This window comes from Marinomonas sp. SBI8L, from assembly GCF_001624705.1.
Taxonomy (GTDB): Bacteria; Pseudomonadota; Gammaproteobacteria; order Pseudomonadales; family Marinomonadaceae; genus Marinomonas.
In genome coordinates this window covers 1-20,589 of record NZ_JSEO01000003.1, presented here as the reverse complement: position 1 = coordinate 20,589, position 20,589 = coordinate 1, and the positions used below count along the sequence as shown (strand labels likewise).

The following is a 20,589-nucleotide window of genomic DNA, read 5'->3' as shown; positions in this document are numbered from 1 at the left end:
TCGAGACCTATTTTATGTCATTCGCTAAACTTGGACTAAGCACCCCTATTCTTAATGCGGTTGCTGAGTTGGGTTACACCCAACCTACGTCTATCCAAAAACAAGCCATTCCAGCCATTTTACTGGATAGAAACCTATTAGCTGCGTCTCAAACAGGGACAGGTAAAACCGCCAGTTTCGTCTTACCCCTATTAGAAAAGCTTTACCGCAATCGACGTTATGCAGGCCAAACTAAAGTCAGGGGCAAACGCGTTCGTATCTTGGTGTTAACACCAACGCGAGAACTGGCCACTCAGGTTGAAGAAAGCATCGCTGAGTATGGCAAAGAATTAGATTTTACCTCAATGGCACTTTATGGCGGTGTTGATGAAGCCCCTCAAAAAGAGCGTTTAATTGAAGGTGTCGACTTTTTAGTCGCCACTCCAGGTCGCTTGGTTGATATGGTCCACCAGCGCGCACTTCATTTTGATGAAATTGAAACGCTAGTGCTAGACGAAGCCGATAGAATGCTCGACATGGGCTTTATCGATGACATCTATAACATTATCGATCGTTTACCTGACGATAGACAAAACCTGTTATTTTCCGCGACTTTAAATGATCATGTACGCAATTTATCTACCACCTTTTCAGGTGTAGGTATGGAAAACAAGGAGTTTTATGATGATCTTTTAGAGATCAATATCTCTCCAAAAGAAACCTCAGCATCAAGCATAGATCAATGGTTGATAACCGTAGATAAAGATACCAAGTCAGCCCTTTTGAGCCATTTAATCAAAGAACAAGAATGGGATCAGGCACTTATCTTTATTGAGAAAAAACACGGTGCGGCTAAGTTGGTTAGCCAGTTAGAAAAGCGTGGCATTAAAGCAGATTGTATCCATGGGGATAGAAGCCAATCAATGCGTGAAAAAGTCCTTGCGAGCTTTAAATCTGGCGAACTTAAGTACCTTGTAGCAACAGGTGTTGCAGCCCGAGGCATAGATATTGGTGATCTAACTCGCGTGGTTAACTATGACCTGCCTTTCAAACCAGAAGAATACATCCATAGAATTGGCCGAACTGGCCGTGCGGGTGCTGCCGGTGAAGCCATTTCCTTTGTCGCTATGGGAGACTTTAAGAATCTTTGCGCGATTGAAAGCCGTTTAGGCCACATTGTGAAGCGTAAAGAGATCGAAGGCTTCCCTGTGCGTAAAACTGTGCCAGTATCTATCTTGAACTATGTACGTAAAGCGAACCGCCCTGATGCTGAAAATAAACAAGCGCAGAACAAAGATACGCAGCCAAAAAGCAACAAAACCGCTAATACTAAAACTGAAAAGAAGAGAGCCCCAAGGCATAAATAATTTGTCATGAAAAAAACAGACAAGAAACATGAAAAAGCAATAGTCACAGCCCTTACTAAGGTCTGTGACCAAGCCCTGGAGGCCTTTGAAGGTTTCCAATGGCTAACCCACCAAGTGGATTTCAATGATATGTCTCGCTCAATCAAGGTGACTTGTGTCTTTGAAACTCGTGCTCAGGTAAGCCGTTTTATAGGTAGCCCGACAGGTGGAGAAAAGCGAAAAGAAATAAACCGGCTGATTCAGTCTGAATTAAAACCGCTCGGCATCCAGTTGCAAGATAGCTTTAAGCAAATTAAATTTGATAGTGAAGAGGCCTGTCTTGAAGAACACCAAGGTAAATGGAACCATAGGCTAGGAAACCTTTAAAACACTAACAATGGGAGGAACACATGAGTCACATCACAGATGTCTGGTCAGCTCACTCCCATTCTAATGGCAGCATTTTAATTTTGCCTGATGGCTGTCGTGATCTCATTATCAAGACCCACCAAGCAGATCACCAAACTAAGCCTTCTTTGTGGTTTGTTTCCCCTCTATTTGAACATACTCAAGCGGTTCAAACTCAAGCAAGCACCCATAGTCTTGGCTTTCGTTTAAAGCCTGGCATGCAGATAGAGCAAGAAAAACTCGTCAAATATATGCCACTTTTTAAGCTTGATAGTTACGACGATAAAGCCATTAGCCACGACAAAAAAAACATTAGTCAACTGGAAGACATGCTCAATGAAGTCACGTCTATCAAACCCTGTGTCGAAGAAGCACTGACATCCTTAGCCAGTAATTTAACTAATGTTACCCAAGCAGCAAAACAACTCGGCATGAGCACTCGCAGTTTACAACGTATGCTCATCAAGGAAACAGATAAAAGCCCTAGCTATTGGTTTCAGCTAGCCAGAGCACGCAAGGCGGCCAAGCACTTGAGCCAAACAAGCACCATGGCTGACACCGCTGATTTATATGGTTATTCGGATCAATCCCATATGTGTCGGGAGTTTCAACGCTGGTTTAAGCTCAGCCCAACTCAACTGCTCAATAACCCCATGCTAATGGCTCAGTTAGACAGCACAGGTTATGGTTTTGATCCTTTCTAAATTTATCAGCCAAGATGTACTAGAGAACAATGGGCGAACACAACTCCACTAAGAAACCATTTAAATCTTTCACATAAGCGGTCGTTTGACCCCAAGGCATGGTTTCCACATCCTGAACCAAACTCGCCCCTGCCGCTAACGCCTTCGTTAACGCCGCTGGTACATCTGTGGTTTCAAACGCAATTTCAAAACACGCATTTAAGTCTGCTTGTGTCCCCGGTTTTTTACCCAAAGACGTCATCAAGGCTAAGGACGAAAATGACAATTTAGTATTGCCGGTCACTAGCTCGCCATAATCACCACTTTCATGCAGCATCCCCCTATTAAACCCAAACGCAGCCTCATAAAAAGCTAAAGTTTCAGATACGTTCTGCACATATAAAATCGTATATTTAAAGGTTAGATTGGCCATATTTTCACTCCATTAATATGTTTTTTCATCAAGGCTCAGCGCTAACAAAATCACTAAAAAATCAGTGTGTTAGCGGCTCGCCTTGTCTTTCACTTCTTCTTAAAAGAGTACAGCTTAGCTAGATGTATTAAGACTGTCTTGAAGATATGCGACACAGATTATTTTTCATAACCCTCTTGTTTTTTGTTTTAGTTTGTATGTAAACTATTTTTAGTTCATATACGTACTATTTGGTTTTTAAGGATATTTTTAGTTTTGGATAAGCGTCTCTTTTTTCTACTTAACATGGCTCAACGCAAACTTTTCAATCATGTGGATAAGGTCTGTGAGCAAGAACTTGATACCCCTGTGACTCAGTTAGCTGCACTGCTCTACATAGTGAAACATGAAGGCTGTGTGCAAAAAGAGTTAGCGAAAGCCATATGTCTCAATAAGTCTGCCATTACTGGACTGATTGCCCGTATGGAAAAAAATGATCTGGTAGAACGTATTGTTGACGCTGAGGATGCGAGAGCCATAAAGCTTTATCCAACCCCAAGTGGCTCACAAAAATCCCGAGATCTGCTGCCCTATATTGAGCAGCTAAATAACACCTTTAATGATGAATTCAGTGAAGAAGAAATCCAAACCGTGCTGAAGTTTTTGAACTTTATTATCCAGCGCTTTTAACCAAGGTCGAAAGGAGCAAACTTTGCTCTGATGAGAGGTCATAATGGAAACAAGAATCTTAGAAACAACGGCAGGGCACACAATTACCGCCCAAATATTCTCCCCACTAGGAGAAAGTAAAGGCGTTTGTATTATTGCCACAGCAACGGGTGTGGCTCAGCACTTATATAATGATTTTGCCAACTGGTTAACTGAGCATAATTATACCGCAGTGACCTTTGATTATGATGGTATTGGCCAGTCGATTGACCGCCATGTTAAGTATTCAAAAAGCGATAAGTTAAGTTGGGCCAAACATGATTGCCCTACGGTTTTGAACTTTGTGAAACAAGCTTACCCTGAGCAGAAAATCACTTGGATAGGCCATAGTGTTGGCGCTCATATGCTAGGTTTTATGGAAGACACAAATGCCATAGATAAAGCAATTACTGTTGGTGCAGGTACCGGAACATGGTGGTATAACGCCAAGCCAACTAAACGTGCTGTTTGGTTTTTATGGTATTTTCTTGTGCCAATTGTTGTGCCTCTCATGGGCTACTTCCCAGGAGATAAGCTCAAGGTGATGTGTGACTTACCTAAAGGAGTCATCATGCAATGGCGTCGTTGGTGTTTAAAAGAAGATTACGCCATTGGCTATGAAGGCGATTGGCTAAGAGAGCGTTTTGCCAATACTAAGATGCCAATTACTGCCTTTGCTTTTAGTGATGACGATATGATGTCGATGAAAAATATCACCATGCTACACAGCTTTTTTACTGGCTCGAAACAAAGCATGGTGAAAATCACACCCTCTGATGTCGGGCAAAAACGCATTGGTCATATTGGCTGGCACAAGGAGAGATACCGTACCCTTTGGGATAAGTACTTTTTAAATGCACTAGAGTCTTAGATAAATAATCTCATGCTAATTTGAAAGCGGCTTCAAGAGACTTAGCTGATCTTGGCTTAAATTCTCTTGAAGTGCTTTTAATCTCTCTAATAAAACACTTGTCTCTATTCTAGTCTTTCCAAACTGAGCTTCATTTAATAAGGCGTAAATTTCAATTTCTCTGATCAAGAGTTTTGCCTCTAACCCTGTTGCTATTTCATTGGCTTGGGATAAATACATGGCTGCCTTGTTATTCTGCGTTGCCATGGCCAAACGTCCACGGATCAACCAAGCAATGGCAAGATCATAGGGCTGTTCTAGCTCACTGATAATGTCGATCGCACGAGCCACTAAATTGTCTCTAACAACCCAAGTTAAACTAGGTTTAAGGCTTTGCTTTAACAAAAGTCGAAACAAGACAGGCTTGTGTCCTTTTAACGTAAGTTCTCTGCTTAAAGTTTCGAACTCAGCATACTCTAGGCTGGTCTGAGGTTTATCTGCTAACAGAAGCGTCAATTTGTCATGATTAAAGAGAGGTGCATCCAATAAAGGCCCTTTTAATAATGGAGCATCTTCATTAGGCGTACTTGAAGCAATATTGCCTTTAACCATTAAGCGTTTTGATCGCAACGCATCAATTCTGTGCTGTAACTGGGATCTTAAGCTTTGTACTAGGTCTTGCTGATTAGCCACATAAAAGCGCTGGCTTATCTCTAACTCAGTTTGCGCTTGCTCAAGTTCACCTTGTCGATAGTGAATAAGGGCTAACCAAAAATGAGCAGACTCTAAAATTGCGGCTTCTTTATTGTTATTCACAAGTTCTCTAAACACAGCTTCAGCCGCTTGCCATTCCCCTAGTTGGTATTGGCTAATCGCCTGATAAAGTACTGACCAAGTATGGCTTTTATCAATCTGCATTGAGGCTTTGAAATAATACTGAGCTAAAACATAGCCATCCGTTTGTAGTGCCTGAAGACCTCTGGCGAAGTCATGCATGGCACTAGGCACATAGGTATACGCATCTAGTTCAGTAAGTTGACTATTCGGTCTTATCTCACGGAAGATTTCACTGGCGACATCAGGCATGGAGACAGCAAGATCCAGGCGTTTTATCTGCTTTCCTTCCTGCTCACCCTCTGCAGTAATCAGCTGATAGCTTAAAACTTGCTCTTCTTTCTCGAGTGAAATGGCGGCTGTTAGCACCATATCAGCTTGATATTTTGTCATTAAATCCGCAGACCAAGCGCTGTGTTCTTTAAGGTTTAATGGCGCTCTGATCTGAGTCGGTGCGATCACTTCAATGGATTCAATCAAGGATAAATCATAGGTCAGCATCTCGCTTAAGCCATATTCAACCCAATTCATTACCTGAGTGCCTGTCGCGTTTTTAAAAGGTAAAATGATGATTTTGGTTATGCCATTCTGACTCGCTTTGTGCAATTGAGCACTTGCCTCCAGCTTGATCTCTCCCCCTTTTTCAAACAATACAAAGTAAGCTGTAATTCCAAGTATCACAAGTAAAAGGAAGGCAACCAATATATGAGGGATTCGGATGAAGTTAGAGAGCCTTTGTGGCTCATCAGTGTCTAGCAAATTGTCCTCACTAGACGTTTCTTTGCTACTAGTAAGACTGACATCGAATTCAGCGACATCTACAGCAATCCATTGATAACCCTGATTCGGCAAAGTACGAATGTATTTAGGTTCGCTGGCAGAATCACCCAAGGCTTTGCGTAATTCAAGGATACTTTGAGAGAGGGACTTTTCTCGATATTGACCGTGTTCCCACAGGGTGTCTAGCAACTCTTGTTTGGATACCACCCTTTGCTGGTGAGAGTGTAAATGAGCTAATAAGGCCACCAGCTTTTGTCTTAGATACACTTCTGTATCATGCGTCAGATTCTTCAACCTACCCGATTTAGGGTCGAACTCAAAGCCTTCAAACTTCAACATGGTACAGATATCACCTAACTTTCAAAAAGCCTCACTATATAGCACAGGCCTTATAACTCAAGGGATTTGACTTTATTTGACCTGTCATTTGATAAGATTTTATCCCTAAACTGACTTCTTTTGTGATGAGCGAAATTATTTGGAGCGATTTGGTTTGCTGCGCTTCCTCAGAGCCCCCATGCTGCAGCTATTAATTAATCCATGAGGAAACAGATATGAAAAATATCATGACAAAACTGGCTGGCGCACTTACCTTAAGCATTGGCTTTTCTGGCGCTTTAATGGCGCAATCATCCCCTACTCTTGTCTTTGTTCACGGCGCGCATTTTAGTGGTAATTCTTGGGCTAAGGTTCAGCAAGAGCTTAACTCTAAAGTAGCCAATATCGCAGTCGACTTACCTGGCCGCAAAGACAACATCATACCGAATAAAGTCTCCCTTGAGCTTTCTGCGGCCTATCTCTGTTCTAGCTTGGGCAAGATAGAAGGTGAGAAGGTTATTATCTCTCACAGCCAAGGTGGTGCTGTGACAAACGCATCACTAGACTTATGCCCAACAGAAACAATCAGTAAATTAATTTACGTGACTGCCGTTGCCCCACAAGAAGGGGAGAAAGCATTTGATGCGCTAACCAAGGTTGATGGCAAAAACTATTTTAATGGTGTGGTTTACGATGAAACGAGCACCTTATTGAATATAAGTAATGATGATAAGTTTGCTGAGACATTTGCCCCAAAGGCGAATAAAACACAACTTAGATGGTTGGCAAAACATGCGGTATCTGAACCCTCTGTATTAGCTGAAAGTAAACTGAGCTTAGATACTGAACGCTATGATAATTTAGCTAAATATTATGTCTTTGCTAAGCAGGATAAAATCATCTCCTTAAGCACCCAAGAACAAATTGCAAGCAAGCTCTCTCTGACGCAAAGTTTTGAGATAGATAGTGGCCACCTACCTATGTTAACTCACGCTGATACCCTAGCTGAGATTATTGAAAATATCGTGAAATAATAGGACTTACCTAAGATGCCTACTGATTTATCTACTAGGCATCTTTTACTTTCCTCACTCAAAATCATGCTATCTTATTAAAGATTAGATCATGCCTCCTTAGCATTCATTCACTGTAAAAGCTCACTAAAAGAGTGCAACTTTAGTTAACAAAACACCCTAAATTCTTGGTTTTCAGCCATTACCTATAGTTGGTTTTAATCTTGCTTAGTCTAGTTATCAGATTAAATAGTTTCCGATTAAGAGTACAAGCTAATGGCAAGAATGAGTTATCTAAGCAGCATAGAGCGTTATCACGAATATCAAGAGGTGATTCAGAGCTTACTTGAATCTATCTTGATGAGTGTAGAAGACAGCCTCACAAAAGGGGTTGATGTAGAACCTCTGGTAAAGAAGTTCCCTTTCTTAGAGATCCAATACTATCTTGATGAATTAGGCCTACAAGCAGGCAGTAATTTATGTTTTAAAGCAGAGCACAAACGTACTCTAGGGCAGTCCGGCCACCAGCAAGATCTCAGTCAGCGCCCTTATTTTTTACAGGTAAAATGGAATAACGAAACCTGCTTTACGGACCCCTATTTTTCCATAGCGACAAAAGAGGTCTGTCTTTCTGTTATCAAGGAGCTTAGAAACCCTAAAGCAGAAGAGTTTTATATTGTACTTGATGTGAGCTTAACCCAGTTAATTGAGTATGTGATGGGCGATACCGCTCGCGCTAATATGACGCCTTATTTTAAAGCTGGCTATGGCGTTATTGTAGGCTGTCTATTCTGCCTTGTACTCTTTCTCATCAGTTGTGTCTTTAGTGACATCTATGCCTTAGTAAAGAGTATTCCTCACGCCTTTGATCCATTACAGCCCTTTAGCATTATTATTTATATTACCTTGGCCTTGGCAGTATTTGATCTGGGTAAAACCATTCTAGAAGAAGAGATTTTGATGCATAAGGATATCTTTAGACATTCTTCTACTAGGCGAACTATCACCCGCTTTATTTCTACTGTGTTAATTGCTATTTCGATTGAGGCCCTACTCACCATGTTTAAAGCTGCATTAGGCCAAGCCGAATATCTACTGCCTGCCATTGCCATGATGCTAGCGGTCGTCGGCTTATTAATCGCCTTAGCTATTTATGTGTATTTAGGCGCCAAAGCAGAACACCTATTATTAAACGCAAGACGACAACAGAAATCACCATAGACGACATAAAGTCCATTAAAAAGCTCAGACCTATACTGGGCTTTTTTACACTTCCCACTTAAAGGTTTCTACACTCAACCTTAGTTAAAAACCCCTTAATAATGGCTGTAAACCTACTCGGCATTAGTTAAATTTATAGACTAACGAGGTCAGTTTACGACCCTTTTTGATCCGTCATAACCTAGGCGGCTTTTCTCTATCCTTTATATTTTCCGATATGTTATATTGTAACAGACTGTTTAACGATTAATTTTATATCATGCTGACCTTGCCTTCTCACCTTAGAGCTTTTGCTATTCTTGCTCTTCTTTGCACGCTTTTTATGAGTGTGATGGCGGTCGCCCATGAAAGCAGTTTTGATGATGATTACCACCATGAACATCAATGTGAGATGTTCTCAGGCATTCATCAAGGCCTAGTTTCTGACCCTGCTTTACCTAGCATTATTCCAATGAAATCGCCTGCATTTAAGCAGGAAACCCTCATATTCAGATCGTTTAACCCAGCTAACCTTAGAGCCCGTTCACCGCCATTATTCCTAAGTTAATTCACCTTTTATTACTTTGTTAATTTTAAACTGATGTTTTAGGAATAATCATGATTGTTAAATCTAAATGGGCTGCACTAGCAGGCCTATGTGTTTCTGCTGGCGCAATTGCTGACCACCACGGCGAAGAAGAAAAACGTGACCATAAAGCCCATGTACATGGGGAAGTAAGCTTTAATATCGCACAAGATGGGGAAGACCTTATCCTAGCGATTTCAGCACCTGGTGCCGACATTGTTGGCTTTGAACATGCACCAGAAACGGCGCAAGAAAAAGAAGCCCTGAAACAAGCTATTGCTCGTTTAGAAAATCCTGCAAGCCTATTTATTTTTGATAAAGGCGCACAATGTCAGTTAAGCGATCATTTGATTGAGCAATCCTTGTCTGCCCATGATGAGCATGATGAAGACCATCACGATGAGCATCATGACGACCATGGCAAAGACCACCACGATGATCACGGTGAAGATCATCATGACGACCATGACGAAGACCACCACGATGAGCATGGTGAAGATCATCACGACGACCATCATGATGAACATGGTGAACATGGTGAACATGGTGAAGATCATCATGACGACCATGACGAAGACCACCACGATGAACATGGTGAAGATCATCACGACGAACATGGTGAAGAAAGTCACGCTGCTTTTGAAATCACTTACCAGTACGAATGTCACAATGTTGAAAAACTAACTGAGATTCAAACTAACTGGTTCAAACACTTCCCTAATACGCAAGAAATTCATGTTAATTTGCTAACAGACAATAGCCAAAAAGTGCTTGAGCTGGATGCAAAACACGCTCACATAGACTTTTAATTAATTGCATGAACTCTCACCAAATGGGCTTAGGCCTATTTGGTGAGTATAGGGTAACAGGATGACAGATTTTCAAAGCCAAAATCACACAGACATAGGGGCACTTGAGCCTTCACAGACAACCCAAGCGACCTTTGCCGTTGAACTTAATAAGGTTCAATTTAGTTGGCCTAAAGCCAAACAAGCCATATTAGATATTGCTGACTTTAAGATTCAGGCTCAGCAGCATTTGTTTGTTAAGGGACCAAGCGGTTCAGGCAAATCTACCCTACTGAGTTTATTAACGGCGATTAACACGCCTCAGCAAGGTAGTATTAACCTGCTAGGAACAGATATCTGTCGTCTAAAACAGGGGCAAAGGGATCAATTTAGAGCGGATAATATTGGCTATATTTTCCAGCAATTTAATCTCTTACCCTACTTAAGCGTGATTGATAATGTATGCCTTGCCTGTGAATTCTCTAAGCAAAGAAAACAAAAGGTATTAGATGAAGGAGCTAACCACAAAGACGCAGTGCGTATTGAAGCCAAGCGTTTATTAACGGCCCTGAACTTACCAGATGAAATTCAAGATAAAAAAGCCAGCCACTTAAGTATTGGCCAACAACAAAGAGTCGCTGCAGCAAGAGCCCTAATGGGCAGCCCAGCGCTAGTCATTGCCGATGAGCCAACCTCTGCATTAGACCATGATAACCGTGAAGCATTTATAAAACTGCTCATGCAAGAAGTGAGTCGTAATCAGGCGACTTTGATTTTCGTTAGCCATGATCCAACTTTAGAACCTTTATTTGAACAAACCATCGACCTTGCCAAGCTGAATCAAAACCCACTAGAGCAAGCTCAATTTAATCAGCAAGGAGAGACGGTATGAGAAACCTCCTGCGTCTCGCAATTAACAGTCTATTAAACCGTAAAGCAACCGTACTGCTGAGCTTATTTACCATCGCCATTTCGGTGTTATTACTATTAGGCGTGGAACAAGTCAGAACCCAAGCGAAAAACAGCTTTGCTAACACCATTTCTGGAACAGACCTTATTGTTGGGGCTCGCTCAGGTCAAATAAATTTGCTGCTTTATTCTGTATTCCGTATTGGTAATGCCACCAATAATATTGACTGGAAAACCTATCAAGACTTTAAAGATCATAAATCAGTTAAGTGGACAGTGCCTTTTTCATTAGGAGACTCTCATCAGGGCTTCCGCGTTTTAGGAACTAACCAGGATTATTTTAAACATTATAAATTTGGTAAAAAGCAGCCACTGATTTTTGCTCAAGGCAAACAATTTGATCAGCTTTTCGAAGCCGTTATTGGTGCTGATGTAGCACAAACCTTAGGTTATGAACTAGATAGCCCTATGGTGCTAGCGCACGGCATGAAAGACATCGGCTTTAGTAAGCATGATAACGCGCCTTTCAAAGTGATCGGTATTCTTGCCCCTACAGGAACGCCTGTTGATAAAACCATTCATGTCTCACTTGAAGCTATCGAAGCGATACATGTGGGTTGGGAGTCTGGTGCATTTTTAGGACATGCTCCCAGCGCAGATAACTTAGAAGCAAGAGAGTTTGAACCTAAACAAATTACTGCATTTTTAATGGGTCTTAAATCTAAGATTCACACCTTTCATGTACAAAGAGAGGTCAATGACTATCGCCTAGAGCCCCTTAGCGCCATAGTGCCAGGGATTGCCCTACACGAGCTTTGGTCATTGATGTCTGTTGCTGAGCAAGCCCTATTAATTGTCTCAGTCTTTGTTGTGATAGCTGGCTTCTTAGGTATGTTAGCTAGCCTACTGACCAGCTTAAATGAACGCCGCCGTGAAATGGCGATTCTAAGAGCACTAGGAGCGAGGCCTCATCATATCTTTAGCTTACTAGTTGTGGAAACCGGCATTATCTGTGGCCTTGGCATTATGCTTGGCATGGGCCTGCTTTATCTGATTCTAGCCATTGCTAGCCCTATTATTCAGCAAAACTTTGGCTTGGCGATTAATATCACAGCGCCGTCCCAGTATGAACTTATGTTAGTTGCTTGCATTCAGCTAAGTGGACTACTAATCGGAATTATTCCTGCTATTTCAGCTTACCGCCAATCGTTAAGCGATGGCATGACCATAAGGATTTAATAATGAAAAACCGCTTATCGTTAACCCAGGTGGGGAAAAACAGACTTCACTCTACCTTAATGACACTCAGCCTATTGTTAGCCTCTTTTGTTTTTTCAAGCAATGCGACAGCGAATCTATTAGAGCTTAAATGGCTGGATTTGGTACCTGAATCTGAACGTATCGCTAGAGAAATGATGTCACAGCAACTTGAATATGGTGACGAGGCCTATGATGCTGATATGCAATCAGAGTTTGGGGCAGTAAGACACGAACTCAGTGGCAAGCAAGTTAGAATCCCAGGTTTTGTGATTCCTCTTGAAGGCGATGCCGATGAGGTCACTGAATTCTTGTTAGTGCCTTATTACGGTTCTTGTATTCACACGCCACCGCCACCACCGAACCAGATTATCCATGTCAGCTTCCCTCAAGGTGCGCCAGACCAAGAGCTATGGGATGTAATTTATCTAGAAGGTAAGCTGATGACAGAGCAAAACATGGTCGGCATGATACAAACTGGCTATCACATCATAGGGTCCAACATCACTCCTTATGAATAGGCCTGATTAGGTAGCCTATGATTAGAAAATTAAAAAGGGGGATCAGATTACTGATCCCCCTTTTTCGTTTGCCTGATCCGTCTTGAATCCGACTAGCCATGAACAACTTCTATGATACGTTTTTTCTCAGCTAGCTCTCTCACCTCAGCATGCATATGGGCTTTATTATAAATATCTAAACTGGCATCCCATTCATCTAGGTATAAGGTATCAATCTCTTTTACATGATGCAGAGAGTCAAATAACTTGCGTACACTTTCCCCATCTGACGAAGTGTTATCCCTTAAGTTTGAGAACTCAAGATCTCTAAAGGCACTCGGCACAAAGACATACTTATCTCCTTCTACCAAACGTCTGAGTAAGGTTGATTTACCCGCACCATTCTTCCCTTGTATTGTGTAACGTCCATAGGGCTGGCGCTGAATATAGGCTTTTATCTCATCAATGCTATCAAACTGATTACCATTAATACTGATATTTTCAAGGTTGATATATTGGCTTGTATCTTCACTCTCTAATTCAAGGTGTTGATCAAGATTAGAAAGCTTGTGAGCGACGCCTTTCCACCTTAAATAATGATTAAAAAACATGAAGGTGTTTTGCATAATCTGCACTTGCCTTGGCAAGGTCACCAAGAATACAGCAATGGCTTCGGCACTGGATAAGCTAAGTAAGTAGAGCGCATTGCCAGCACAGATAAAAGCCAGTGCTAGCATGGCACTTACGCTTGAGACTCCCATCAGAAACAATTCATTTTGAGCCGCTTTTTTCTTCCACACATAGGTATTTTTTAAATAACCTTGTTGCCAGTTTTTAAAGGTTTTAGGGCTACCTGAAATCGTATTCACCCACATTCTGGATAGTACAGAAATTACGGCGTTTCTCTTACCTTGTACTAACTTAGCGTTAGCAGCGATTTTATCTTTTGAGAGTATTTTGATGCCTACCACTAAGAAAATAGCGAGGACATACCAGAGCAGGATACTGATATCTAAAATCATACTCACTATGATGATGGAAAGGAGAGTATTTAATACTGTGCCAAAAATGCTATAGATAGACTCGGGGGCCTCGCCATAAAGCAACATAGATTCAGTGGTCACCCAGCCTTCATGCTCATCCTTATTTTTTTGCCTATCAAGGGAACGCTTGCCAAAGTTAAGCGAGGTGAAGCCAAGAATAAAACGTTTTTGGGCGCTGATTTTCCATTTTTCTAAATAAATCGATGAAATCGCACTGGGGAAATACACAAGAAACAGCGAGACCACAAACAGCATCATATAAAAATAAGTCGTGTCTAAATCCGACTCAATATACTTCATACTTGTGGCAATCAAATAGGTTGATAAAGCAACAATAACTTGCATTATCAATAGCCAAAACAAAGAGATATAAGCATCTCTATTCCATAGAAACCGCATACTGCGTGTCATAATCCCCTCTCCTTCCTTGGTTCAGTCATACCCTATTTTTTAACATTCAAGCTAAAAAACACGATAAGGGATGGGAATACTACAAACTAAACTGAACCCTGTTAAACAAAGTCATAACAGAATCAAAATCAAGAACTAAAGGTCTCAATTTTTAAGACCGGATATGATTTATTTGACATAAAAGTCTCACTTTCTGAGCTTAAGATGCAAAAAAAGCGAGACTAGGAAAGCCTAGCCTCGCTTTAATATCCCTTCTGAATTGAATCAAAAGGCTATGTATAGCTACTTCTATGTATAGCTACTTAGTGAGGTAGTCAGTACCAGCACCTTTGTTAGCAGCTAAAACATATAAGTATTCAAGCGCAAGTGTCGCCCCTGCAAGAGAGGTAATATCTGCATGATCATAGGCAGGCGCGACTTCTACCACATCCATACCAATCAAATCATGACCTCTTAAGCCTCGAATGACTTTCAAGCAAGTATCAACGGTCAAACCGGCCTGTACAGGCGTGCCTGTACCTGGTGCTACCGCTGGATCAAGTCCATCAATATCGAAGCTCACGTAAACTTGCTTATCTCCCACTCGCTGATTAATACGCTCTAGAGTCGCTTTTGCTCCATGCTCATTTACCCAGGCGGCATCTAAGACTTCAAACGGATGGTTTTCATAATCGTAAGCGGTACGAATACCAATTTGAATACTGTGCTCAACGTCTATTAGGCCTTCAGTGACGGCATGGTGAAATAGAGTGCCATGGTCGTATTTAGTACCGCCAGAATAGGTATCCGTATGTGCATCAAAGTGCACCACGGCAAAAGGACCATATTTTTTGGCATAAGCACGAAGGATAGGCAAGGTAATGAAATGATCACCGCCAAAGGTCAAGGCTGTCTTACCCGCTCCTAATACCTTATCAATATGAGCTTCTAAATTATCGACTAAGGTTTGTGGCTCACCGTGCTTAAACAGGACATTACCCGAATCTTCTACCTTAAGGTGATCATCCAAGGCAAACTGCCAAGGCCAACGCGCACCTTCCCACACAAGATTAATAGAAGCGCTACGTACACCTTCAGGGCCAAAACGCGCACCTGAACGCCCAGAAGTAGACATATCATAAGGGACACCACTGACAATGACTTCCGCTTGGCTATTCTGCCAGCTCGAAAGTAAAGGGAATTGCATAAAAGTCATTCCTAGACCGCCATAAATTGGCATATCGGCATCGGCAACCTTGCTTGCAGCTGGCTTATTGTCGGACATGGTGTCTTCCTCTAAATTGTTTTTGTAATTCATTAAGAGAAAGATTAACCTGACTAGCACAATTGTTGAAATGCATATTTCAGGTAAGTATATGCAGCGTATTCATACACCAAGTTTTAAACTTATCTTTAAAGGTGAAAGCTAGCATGAGCGCTTTACGTCAATTCGACCTTAACCTTCTTATTATCTTTGAAGCATTGATCTCTGAATGTCATGTGAGCCGTGCAGCAGAGAAGGTTTTTCTAAGCCAATCTGCTATGAGTCATGCTCTCAATCGACTAAGAACTCAGCTTGATGACCCCTTATTAGTTAAAACAGAGAATGGTTTAACTCCCACTCCTAGAGCATTGGCTATGCTGCCAGATGTTCGCCAAGCATTGAGCCTAGTAGAGCGAACCATAAGCCCAGCTGAAAGTTTTCAAGCCAGTTTGAGTGATAGAACCTTTCGCATTGCCAGCACGGATTTTTTCGAAACGGTCGTTTTTCCTGAATGGTTTAGCCAACTGCAACTTAGTGCGCCAAATGTGAGGATTGAGATTGATCTTATTTCAGAAGAGAGCGCTTTACTAAGATTAGAAAAAGGTGAGATAGATCTTATTGTTGGTATGGATAAAGAACAAAGGTTGCCCTCGCACCTTATCGTTCAAGATTGGCTCACTGAGAAGCAAGTTTGTTTGGCCAGTACTCAAAACCAGAACGCTAAAGAATCTCTTACCTTAGAGGCCTATTTGGCTTTACCTCATATACGATTCTTTGACCTTGAAGGGAAAACGGATAGCAATGTTGATCGCTGGTTAGCTGATCAGACTTTAGAACGTAATCACATCGCCAGCACAACCAACTATATGGCCGCTGCACGCATTGTCGCAAACACTGAGGCGATTATTACGCTTCCCTATCATATGGCGAAGCTTTTCACCCAAATGATGCCTGTCTGTATTGTTACGCCGCCTGATGGATTACCAGCCATTGATATGACCTTGGTTCAGCACCCACTTTATGCCAAGGATTCAGGCATCATCTGGCTTAAACAGGTTTTGTGTGAACATGTGAAGTCACTTTAAAATTACTAACTTTAGCGTTTAAAAAGTCAGCTTAAAATGAGCAACCCGACTTCTTAAAATAAGGCTTCTTACTTCTGAGAGCTCTATGTGATAAAGATCCCCAACAAGAAAAAGCATGACCAGCACTTCTATCCAAAGATAAGAGTGCCGGCCATGCTTTTTTGATGAGTATTACTATCAATCATGCCTTAATGGGCGAGATTAGCCTCAAAGCATCATGTATTAACCTATTCGTATCATGACGTTTTTTAGCTCAGTGTACTTCTCTAGTGCATGTAATGATTTATCACGACCATTACCTGATGCTTTAACACCACCAAAAGGCACGGTAGTATCACCTTCACCCCAAGTATTAACCCAGACCATGCCGCTTTCTAATTGACGACTCACTCTGTGCGCTCGAGAAAGGTTATCCGTCCAAAGAGCAGCACCTAGACCATATTTAGAATCATTCGCTAATGCTAGAGCTTCTTCTTCGGTCGTGAACTCGCTCACAGCTAAAACAGGACCAAAGATTTCCTCTCTGACAAACTCCATTTCGTTATTAGCTTTGTCGATTATGGTTGCTTGAGCAAAGTAACCTTGGCCTTCTTGGTAGTCTTTTACACCACCAAAAACTAGTTCTCCACCTTCTGCCTGTGCTGACTCAATAAAACGTTTAACCGTATTCATCTGCACAGCATCAACCATAGGCCCCATCTTAGTATTTGGATCCAATGGATCACCTGCTTGATATTTGCCAGCCGCTTCAACCAAGGCAGCCATAAACTCAGTCTTGATGGTGTCTTGTACATACAGACGTGAACAGGCGATACACACTTCACCCTGATTACTGAAAATTGAAGCCGCTGCTGAAGCGGCTGCTTTTTTCACATCGCAATCATCAAAAATCAACATAGGTGATTTACCGCCAGCTTCTAACCAAACTCGCTTCATATTAGATTTGCCTGCGTATTCCATCAAAAGTGCAGCAACACGAGTCGAGCCTGTAAAGGCTAAAACGTTAACATCATTATGCATAGCCAAGGCTTTACCTGCCGTGTGGCCAAATCCAGGTAAGACATTAAAAACGCCATCAGGGATACCGGCTTCTTTGCTCAATTCTGCTAAACGTAAAACACTTAACGGAGATTTTTCAGAAGGCTTAAGAATCACGCTGTTGCCAGCAGCTAAGGCAGGAGCTAGCTTCCAACTTGCCATCAACATAGGGTAATTCCAAGGGGTGATACAAGCGACAACACCCACAGGTTCATGGCTAATCAGCGCTAGAGTATCTGTCCCTGTAGGTGCAATTTCGCCATAAACCTTATCAATTGATTCAGCTGTCCACTGAAAACAATCGATTACATCTGGCATATCAATATTCACCATCTCACTGATGGATTTACCCATGTCTAGGGTATCAAGCAATGCCAATTCATCTTTATGCAGATCAATCAAAGAGGCGAGTTTAAGTAAGATATTCTTTCTTTTCTTCGGGTGCATTTGCGACCAAACACCAGACTTAAAGACAGCTTTAGCATTGGCAACCGCAATATCCACATCTGCTTGATCACAACTGGCAACATTCGTTAAAAGTTGTTCAGTAGCTGGGTTAATGCAAGCAAAGGTTTCACCACTTTGTGCCGCTTGGAATTCACCATTGATATAAGCTTGCCCATGAAAGGTCTGACTTTTACTTAACGCTTGCCACTCGGTATAGCTTTTCATTAATAAACTCCTGCTAGTTAATGCAATATTCCCTGATTCTAAAAGAACTAAACCATGAGCGGATATACACCTGAGTAGGTATAAAACGTGGATTTAATCTGTATAACGCTCAAAACAATCCACAGACGCAATGTTTTCATGCCAATCACGACTGTCTTCCATGTAGATATGATTCTGTGGCCCTATGTTTGGTTCGCCATCTAAGGTGCCTGCTGGCACAATCAAAGCGCGGCCACTACCAGAAACATAAGGTACGGACGAGCCGCATTGCGTACAAAAGACATTAGAGATTTGACGACCTGGCACATCAAAGCGATGAATTTTTTCTTGCCCTGATAACCAACTAATCGCCTCTTTATTCACAAATAAGTTGGATACATGAGCTGAACCTGAGATTTTTTGACATTGATGACAATGACATAAATGAAACAGCTTAAAATGATTGTCTACTTCAAATGTCACTGCGCCACAAAGGCAACTGCCACTAATCTTTTCTACTTGCTGATTTTCCATTTTGTCCTCCTTTCAAAACATTAAGCACGTCTTATAGTCTCTAAAAGAATTTACTATGACAAACAATATAATGACCCTCAAGATAAGAAAAACTAATCTATAAATCATTGATTGATAAGAGAATAGGTTTCAAGCAATAATTCTAACTAGGATTCATCAGGCGCTTTACTTATGCCATATCTAGTTCAAGTCATACTTCTGACCTTAGCCGCTGGGCTTGCCATGCCAGCAGGTGCTCTTATTGCACGTTTTGAACATATACAATCAGACTGGTTAGAACAAGAGTTACGCCATTCTGTGGTTGCCTTTGGTGCAGGGACCCTACTCTCTGCCGTTGCACTTGTATTAGTACCTGAAGCTATTCAAGAACTCAGTATGAGCAGCAGTGCATTTTATTTCCTGCTAGGAGGTGTCGCATTTATGCTGTTAGATATCCTTCTACAAAAGATAAACACCCCAGCCAGCCAATTAGCCGCCATGTTGACAGACTTTGTTCCTGAATCAATAGCATTGGGAGCAGCCTTTGCCTATGGATCTAGCTCAGCTTTATTACTGGCATTATTGATTGCATTACAGAACCTGCCCGAAGGCTTTAATGCCTATCGAGAAATGCGAACCAGTAAACGCCTCAGTAGTAAAATGATCATTTTAATGTTTGCTCTAATGGCGTTATTAGGACCATTATCAGGCGTAGTTGGTTACCTATGGTTAGCACAGTCACCTTTAACGATTGCAGCTTTAATGATGTTTGCTGCAGGCGGGATTCTCTATTCTATTTTTCAGGACATAGCACCACAGGTGCCGCTGCAAAAACATTGGGCTCCACCTATGGGGGCTTTGTTAGGCTTTTTAATGGGGGTTTTAGCGAGTATGGCTTTAAACCATTAACTCAAATTTAACAAGGTCTACTCAAGCTAGTTCCTAGTGTGAATAGAGCAAGCAACTTATCATGCTTACTCATATTCTCATTGGGCTTATGCGGTAGCCAGCGATTCTTGTCGTCGATATTTATAAATCAAATAAACAATATAAAGCTGTAAAAGAGAGGTAAAAAGAAGCCCAATAATAGACTGCAATTCATCGTATTTCTCTGTATAGGTAAACAAGCAAACATTACCTATAGCAAAAGACCCCCATGCACCAGGCGATACGCCACCTGCTGATTTTGATTTAAGTAAATGTACTAATTGGATTATGGTCGCTGCTGGAAACACAATAGCAGGCACAAAGCCGATTATTTCGATTAAACTCATATCATTCCTAAAACATTAACACTTAACATGGTTTTTTGAGATTCAAATAGTCATCACTATTTGAACAACGTAAGCACTAGAAACGAAAAAACCAAAATTCTCTAATGCCGATCACCTAGGCTCTGCCGAAATATTTTCAATAGACGAAAAAAAACCAGCTCACTGAGCTGGTTTTTTACTTTACTTAAAAAAAGTAATCTTGATAACGACCTACTCTCACATGGGACCTCCCACACTACCATCGGCGATGTCACTTTTCACTTCTGAGTTCGGTATGGGATCAGGTGGTTCAATGACTCTGTGATTATCAAGAAATTCTGTTTGTTGGTTCTGAAATATCAGAATCAACGAATTCTTTGAAATGCTCATACATCGATAAACTGATGTAGAATTTTATCTAAATTATAATCTTGATAACGACCTACTCTCACATGGGACCTCCCACACTACCATCGGCGATGTCACTTTTCACTTCTGAGTTCGGTATGGGATCAGGTGGTTCAATGACTCTATGATTATCAAGAAATTCTGTTTGTCAGAACAAGCTCTGTTTATGGCTTATTCATTGACGAATTCTTTGTCTTTAACAATAACTTTTTGAATAGAACGATAACCAAGCCTCAAACCAGCTTTATCGTAATATAACGCTAAACCATTTTGGCGTTATATGGTCAAGCCTCACGAGCAATTAGTACTGGTTAGCTCAACGCCTCACAACGCTTACACACCCAGCCTATCAACGTCGTAGTCTTCAACGGCT

At 41.5% G+C, this 20,589-nt stretch carries 21 protein-coding genes and 3 rRNA genes; 14 read left to right on the top strand and 10 right to left on the bottom strand.

Annotation, left to right across the window (positions count from 1 at the left end; translation table 11 throughout):
• Positions 1–14 precede the first annotated feature (14 nt).
• From OA91_RS04260 to OA91_RS04250, 3 genes are read left to right on the top strand one after another with little or no spacing between them, the layout of a single operon-like run.
• Positions 15–1,346, top strand: a complete 1,332-nt coding sequence (locus OA91_RS04260) for a DEAD/DEAH box helicase (protein WP_063336484.1) — start codon at positions 15–17, stop codon at positions 1,344–1,346.
• A gap of 6 nt (positions 1,347–1,352) precedes the next feature.
• Positions 1,353–1,712, top strand: a complete 360-nt coding sequence (locus tag OA91_RS04255; protein WP_063336483.1) for a hypothetical protein — start codon at positions 1,353–1,355, stop codon at positions 1,710–1,712.
• Between the two features lie 23 nt (positions 1,713–1,735).
• Positions 1,736–2,437, top strand: a complete 702-nt coding sequence (locus tag OA91_RS04250) for a helix-turn-helix domain-containing protein (RefSeq protein WP_063336482.1) — start codon at positions 1,736–1,738, stop codon at positions 2,435–2,437.
• 19 nt (positions 2,438–2,456) lie between these two features.
• On the opposite strand, the gene OA91_RS04245 is transcribed toward OA91_RS04250, so the two are convergent.
• A complete protein-coding gene (locus tag OA91_RS04245; protein WP_063336481.1) occupies positions 2,457–2,849 on the bottom strand; it encodes a VOC family protein in 393 nt (130 codons plus the stop codon).
• 255 nt (positions 2,850–3,104) lie between these two features.
• On the opposite strand from OA91_RS04245, the gene OA91_RS04240 reads away from it, so the two are divergent.
• Both OA91_RS04240 and OA91_RS04235 read left to right on the top strand, forming a co-directional pair.
• On the top strand, positions 3,105–3,518 hold the full coding sequence (locus tag OA91_RS04240; protein ID WP_063336480.1) for a MarR family winged helix-turn-helix transcriptional regulator: 414 nt from the start codon (positions 3,105–3,107) through the stop codon (positions 3,516–3,518).
• 43 nt (positions 3,519–3,561) lie between these two features.
• A complete protein-coding gene (locus OA91_RS04235) occupies positions 3,562–4,407 on the top strand; it encodes an alpha/beta hydrolase family protein (protein WP_063336479.1) in 846 nt (281 codons plus the stop codon).
• Between the two features lie 15 nt (positions 4,408–4,422).
• Here OA91_RS04235 and OA91_RS04230 read toward each other — a convergent pair whose 3' ends face one another.
• Complete coding sequence (locus OA91_RS04230; RefSeq protein ID WP_063336478.1) at positions 4,423–6,339, bottom strand: winged helix-turn-helix domain-containing protein; 1,917 nt, start codon at positions 6,337–6,339, stop codon at positions 4,423–4,425.
• Between the two features lie 215 nt (positions 6,340–6,554).
• On the opposite strand from OA91_RS04230, the gene OA91_RS04225 reads away from it, so the two are divergent.
• From OA91_RS04225 to OA91_RS04195, 7 genes are all read left to right on the top strand, one after another.
• Positions 6,555–7,352, top strand: coding sequence for an alpha/beta hydrolase (locus tag OA91_RS04225; RefSeq protein WP_063336477.1), 798 nt, complete (start codon positions 6,555–6,557; stop codon positions 7,350–7,352).
• A 255-nt stretch (positions 7,353–7,607) separates the two neighbouring features.
• Positions 7,608–8,552 carry an EAL-associated domain-containing protein gene (locus tag OA91_RS04220; RefSeq protein WP_063336476.1) on the top strand — a complete coding sequence of 315 codons (945 nt, stop codon included), beginning with the start codon at positions 7,608–7,610 and terminating at the stop codon, positions 8,550–8,552.
• Positions 8,553–8,811: 259 nt separating this feature from the next.
• A complete protein-coding gene (locus OA91_RS04215) occupies positions 8,812–9,099 on the top strand; it encodes a DUF2607 family protein (protein WP_009832985.1) in 288 nt (95 codons plus the stop codon).
• A 50-nt stretch (positions 9,100–9,149) separates the two neighbouring features.
• Positions 9,150–9,926 carry a zinc uptake protein ZrgA gene (gene zrgA, locus OA91_RS04210; RefSeq protein ID WP_063336475.1) on the top strand — a complete coding sequence of 259 codons (777 nt, stop codon included), beginning with the start codon at positions 9,150–9,152 and terminating at the stop codon, positions 9,924–9,926.
• A 61-nt stretch (positions 9,927–9,987) separates the two neighbouring features.
• Positions 9,988–10,797 carry an ABC transporter ATP-binding protein gene (locus OA91_RS04205; protein WP_063336474.1) on the top strand — a complete coding sequence of 270 codons (810 nt, stop codon included), beginning with the start codon at positions 9,988–9,990 and terminating at the stop codon, positions 10,795–10,797.
• A complete protein-coding gene (locus OA91_RS04200; protein ID WP_063336473.1) occupies positions 10,794–12,053 on the top strand; it encodes an ABC transporter permease in 1,260 nt (419 codons plus the stop codon). Before OA91_RS04205 ends, OA91_RS04200 begins: the two co-directional genes overlap by 4 nt.
• 2 nt (positions 12,054–12,055) lie before the next feature.
• Positions 12,056–12,592 carry a DUF3299 domain-containing protein gene (locus OA91_RS04195; RefSeq protein ID WP_082827775.1) on the top strand — a complete coding sequence of 179 codons (537 nt, stop codon included), beginning with the start codon at positions 12,056–12,058 and terminating at the stop codon, positions 12,590–12,592.
• A gap of 92 nt (positions 12,593–12,684) precedes the next feature.
• Here the strand turns inward: OA91_RS04195 and OA91_RS04190 are convergent, their stop codons facing one another.
• Positions 12,685–14,025: an ATP-binding cassette domain-containing protein gene (locus OA91_RS04190; protein WP_063336472.1), complete on the bottom strand. Its 1,341-nt coding sequence runs from the start codon at positions 14,023–14,025 to the stop codon at positions 12,685–12,687.
• 298 nt (positions 14,026–14,323) lie between these two features.
• A complete protein-coding gene (speB, locus tag OA91_RS04185) occupies positions 14,324–15,289 on the bottom strand; it encodes an agmatinase (RefSeq protein WP_063336471.1) in 966 nt (321 codons plus the stop codon).
• A 146-nt stretch (positions 15,290–15,435) separates the two neighbouring features.
• On the opposite strand from speB, the gene OA91_RS04180 reads away from it, so the two are divergent.
• Positions 15,436–16,353: a LysR family transcriptional regulator gene (locus OA91_RS04180; RefSeq protein WP_063336470.1), complete on the top strand. Its 918-nt coding sequence runs from the start codon at positions 15,436–15,438 to the stop codon at positions 16,351–16,353.
• Between the two features lie 222 nt (positions 16,354–16,575).
• Here OA91_RS04180 and OA91_RS04175 read toward each other — a convergent pair whose 3' ends face one another.
• Together OA91_RS04175 and OA91_RS04170 are read right to left on the bottom strand one after the other, a co-directional pair.
• Positions 16,576–18,063, bottom strand: a complete 1,488-nt coding sequence (locus OA91_RS04175; RefSeq protein ID WP_063336469.1) for an aldehyde dehydrogenase — start codon at positions 18,061–18,063, stop codon at positions 16,576–16,578.
• A gap of 93 nt (positions 18,064–18,156) precedes the next feature.
• On the bottom strand, positions 18,157–18,576 hold the full coding sequence (locus OA91_RS04170) for a GFA family protein (protein WP_063336468.1): 420 nt from the start codon (positions 18,574–18,576) through the stop codon (positions 18,157–18,159).
• A gap of 171 nt (positions 18,577–18,747) precedes the next feature.
• Between OA91_RS04170 and OA91_RS04165 the strand changes: the two genes are divergently transcribed.
• Positions 18,748–19,464 (top strand): ZIP family metal transporter, encoded by a 717-nt coding sequence (locus tag OA91_RS04165; RefSeq protein ID WP_063336467.1) that lies wholly within the window; start codon positions 18,748–18,750, stop codon positions 19,462–19,464.
• A gap of 86 nt (positions 19,465–19,550) precedes the next feature.
• Here OA91_RS04165 and OA91_RS04160 read toward each other — a convergent pair whose 3' ends face one another.
• The 4 genes from OA91_RS04160 to OA91_RS04145 form a co-directional block, all read right to left on the bottom strand.
• The gene (locus OA91_RS04160; RefSeq protein ID WP_063336466.1) at positions 19,551–19,829 is read right to left on the bottom strand and encodes a hypothetical protein; all 279 of its coding nucleotides are present in this window, start codon (positions 19,827–19,829) and stop codon (positions 19,551–19,553) included.
• A 197-nt stretch (positions 19,830–20,026) separates the two neighbouring features.
• Positions 20,027–20,141: ribosomal RNA gene (rrf, locus tag OA91_RS04155) — 5S ribosomal RNA — on the bottom strand.
• A gap of 96 nt (positions 20,142–20,237) precedes the next feature.
• A 5S ribosomal RNA gene (gene rrf / locus OA91_RS04150) occupies positions 20,238–20,352 on the bottom strand.
• A gap of 144 nt (positions 20,353–20,496) precedes the next feature.
• Positions 20,497–20,589, bottom strand: a 23S ribosomal RNA gene (locus tag OA91_RS04145); the annotation flags it as partial.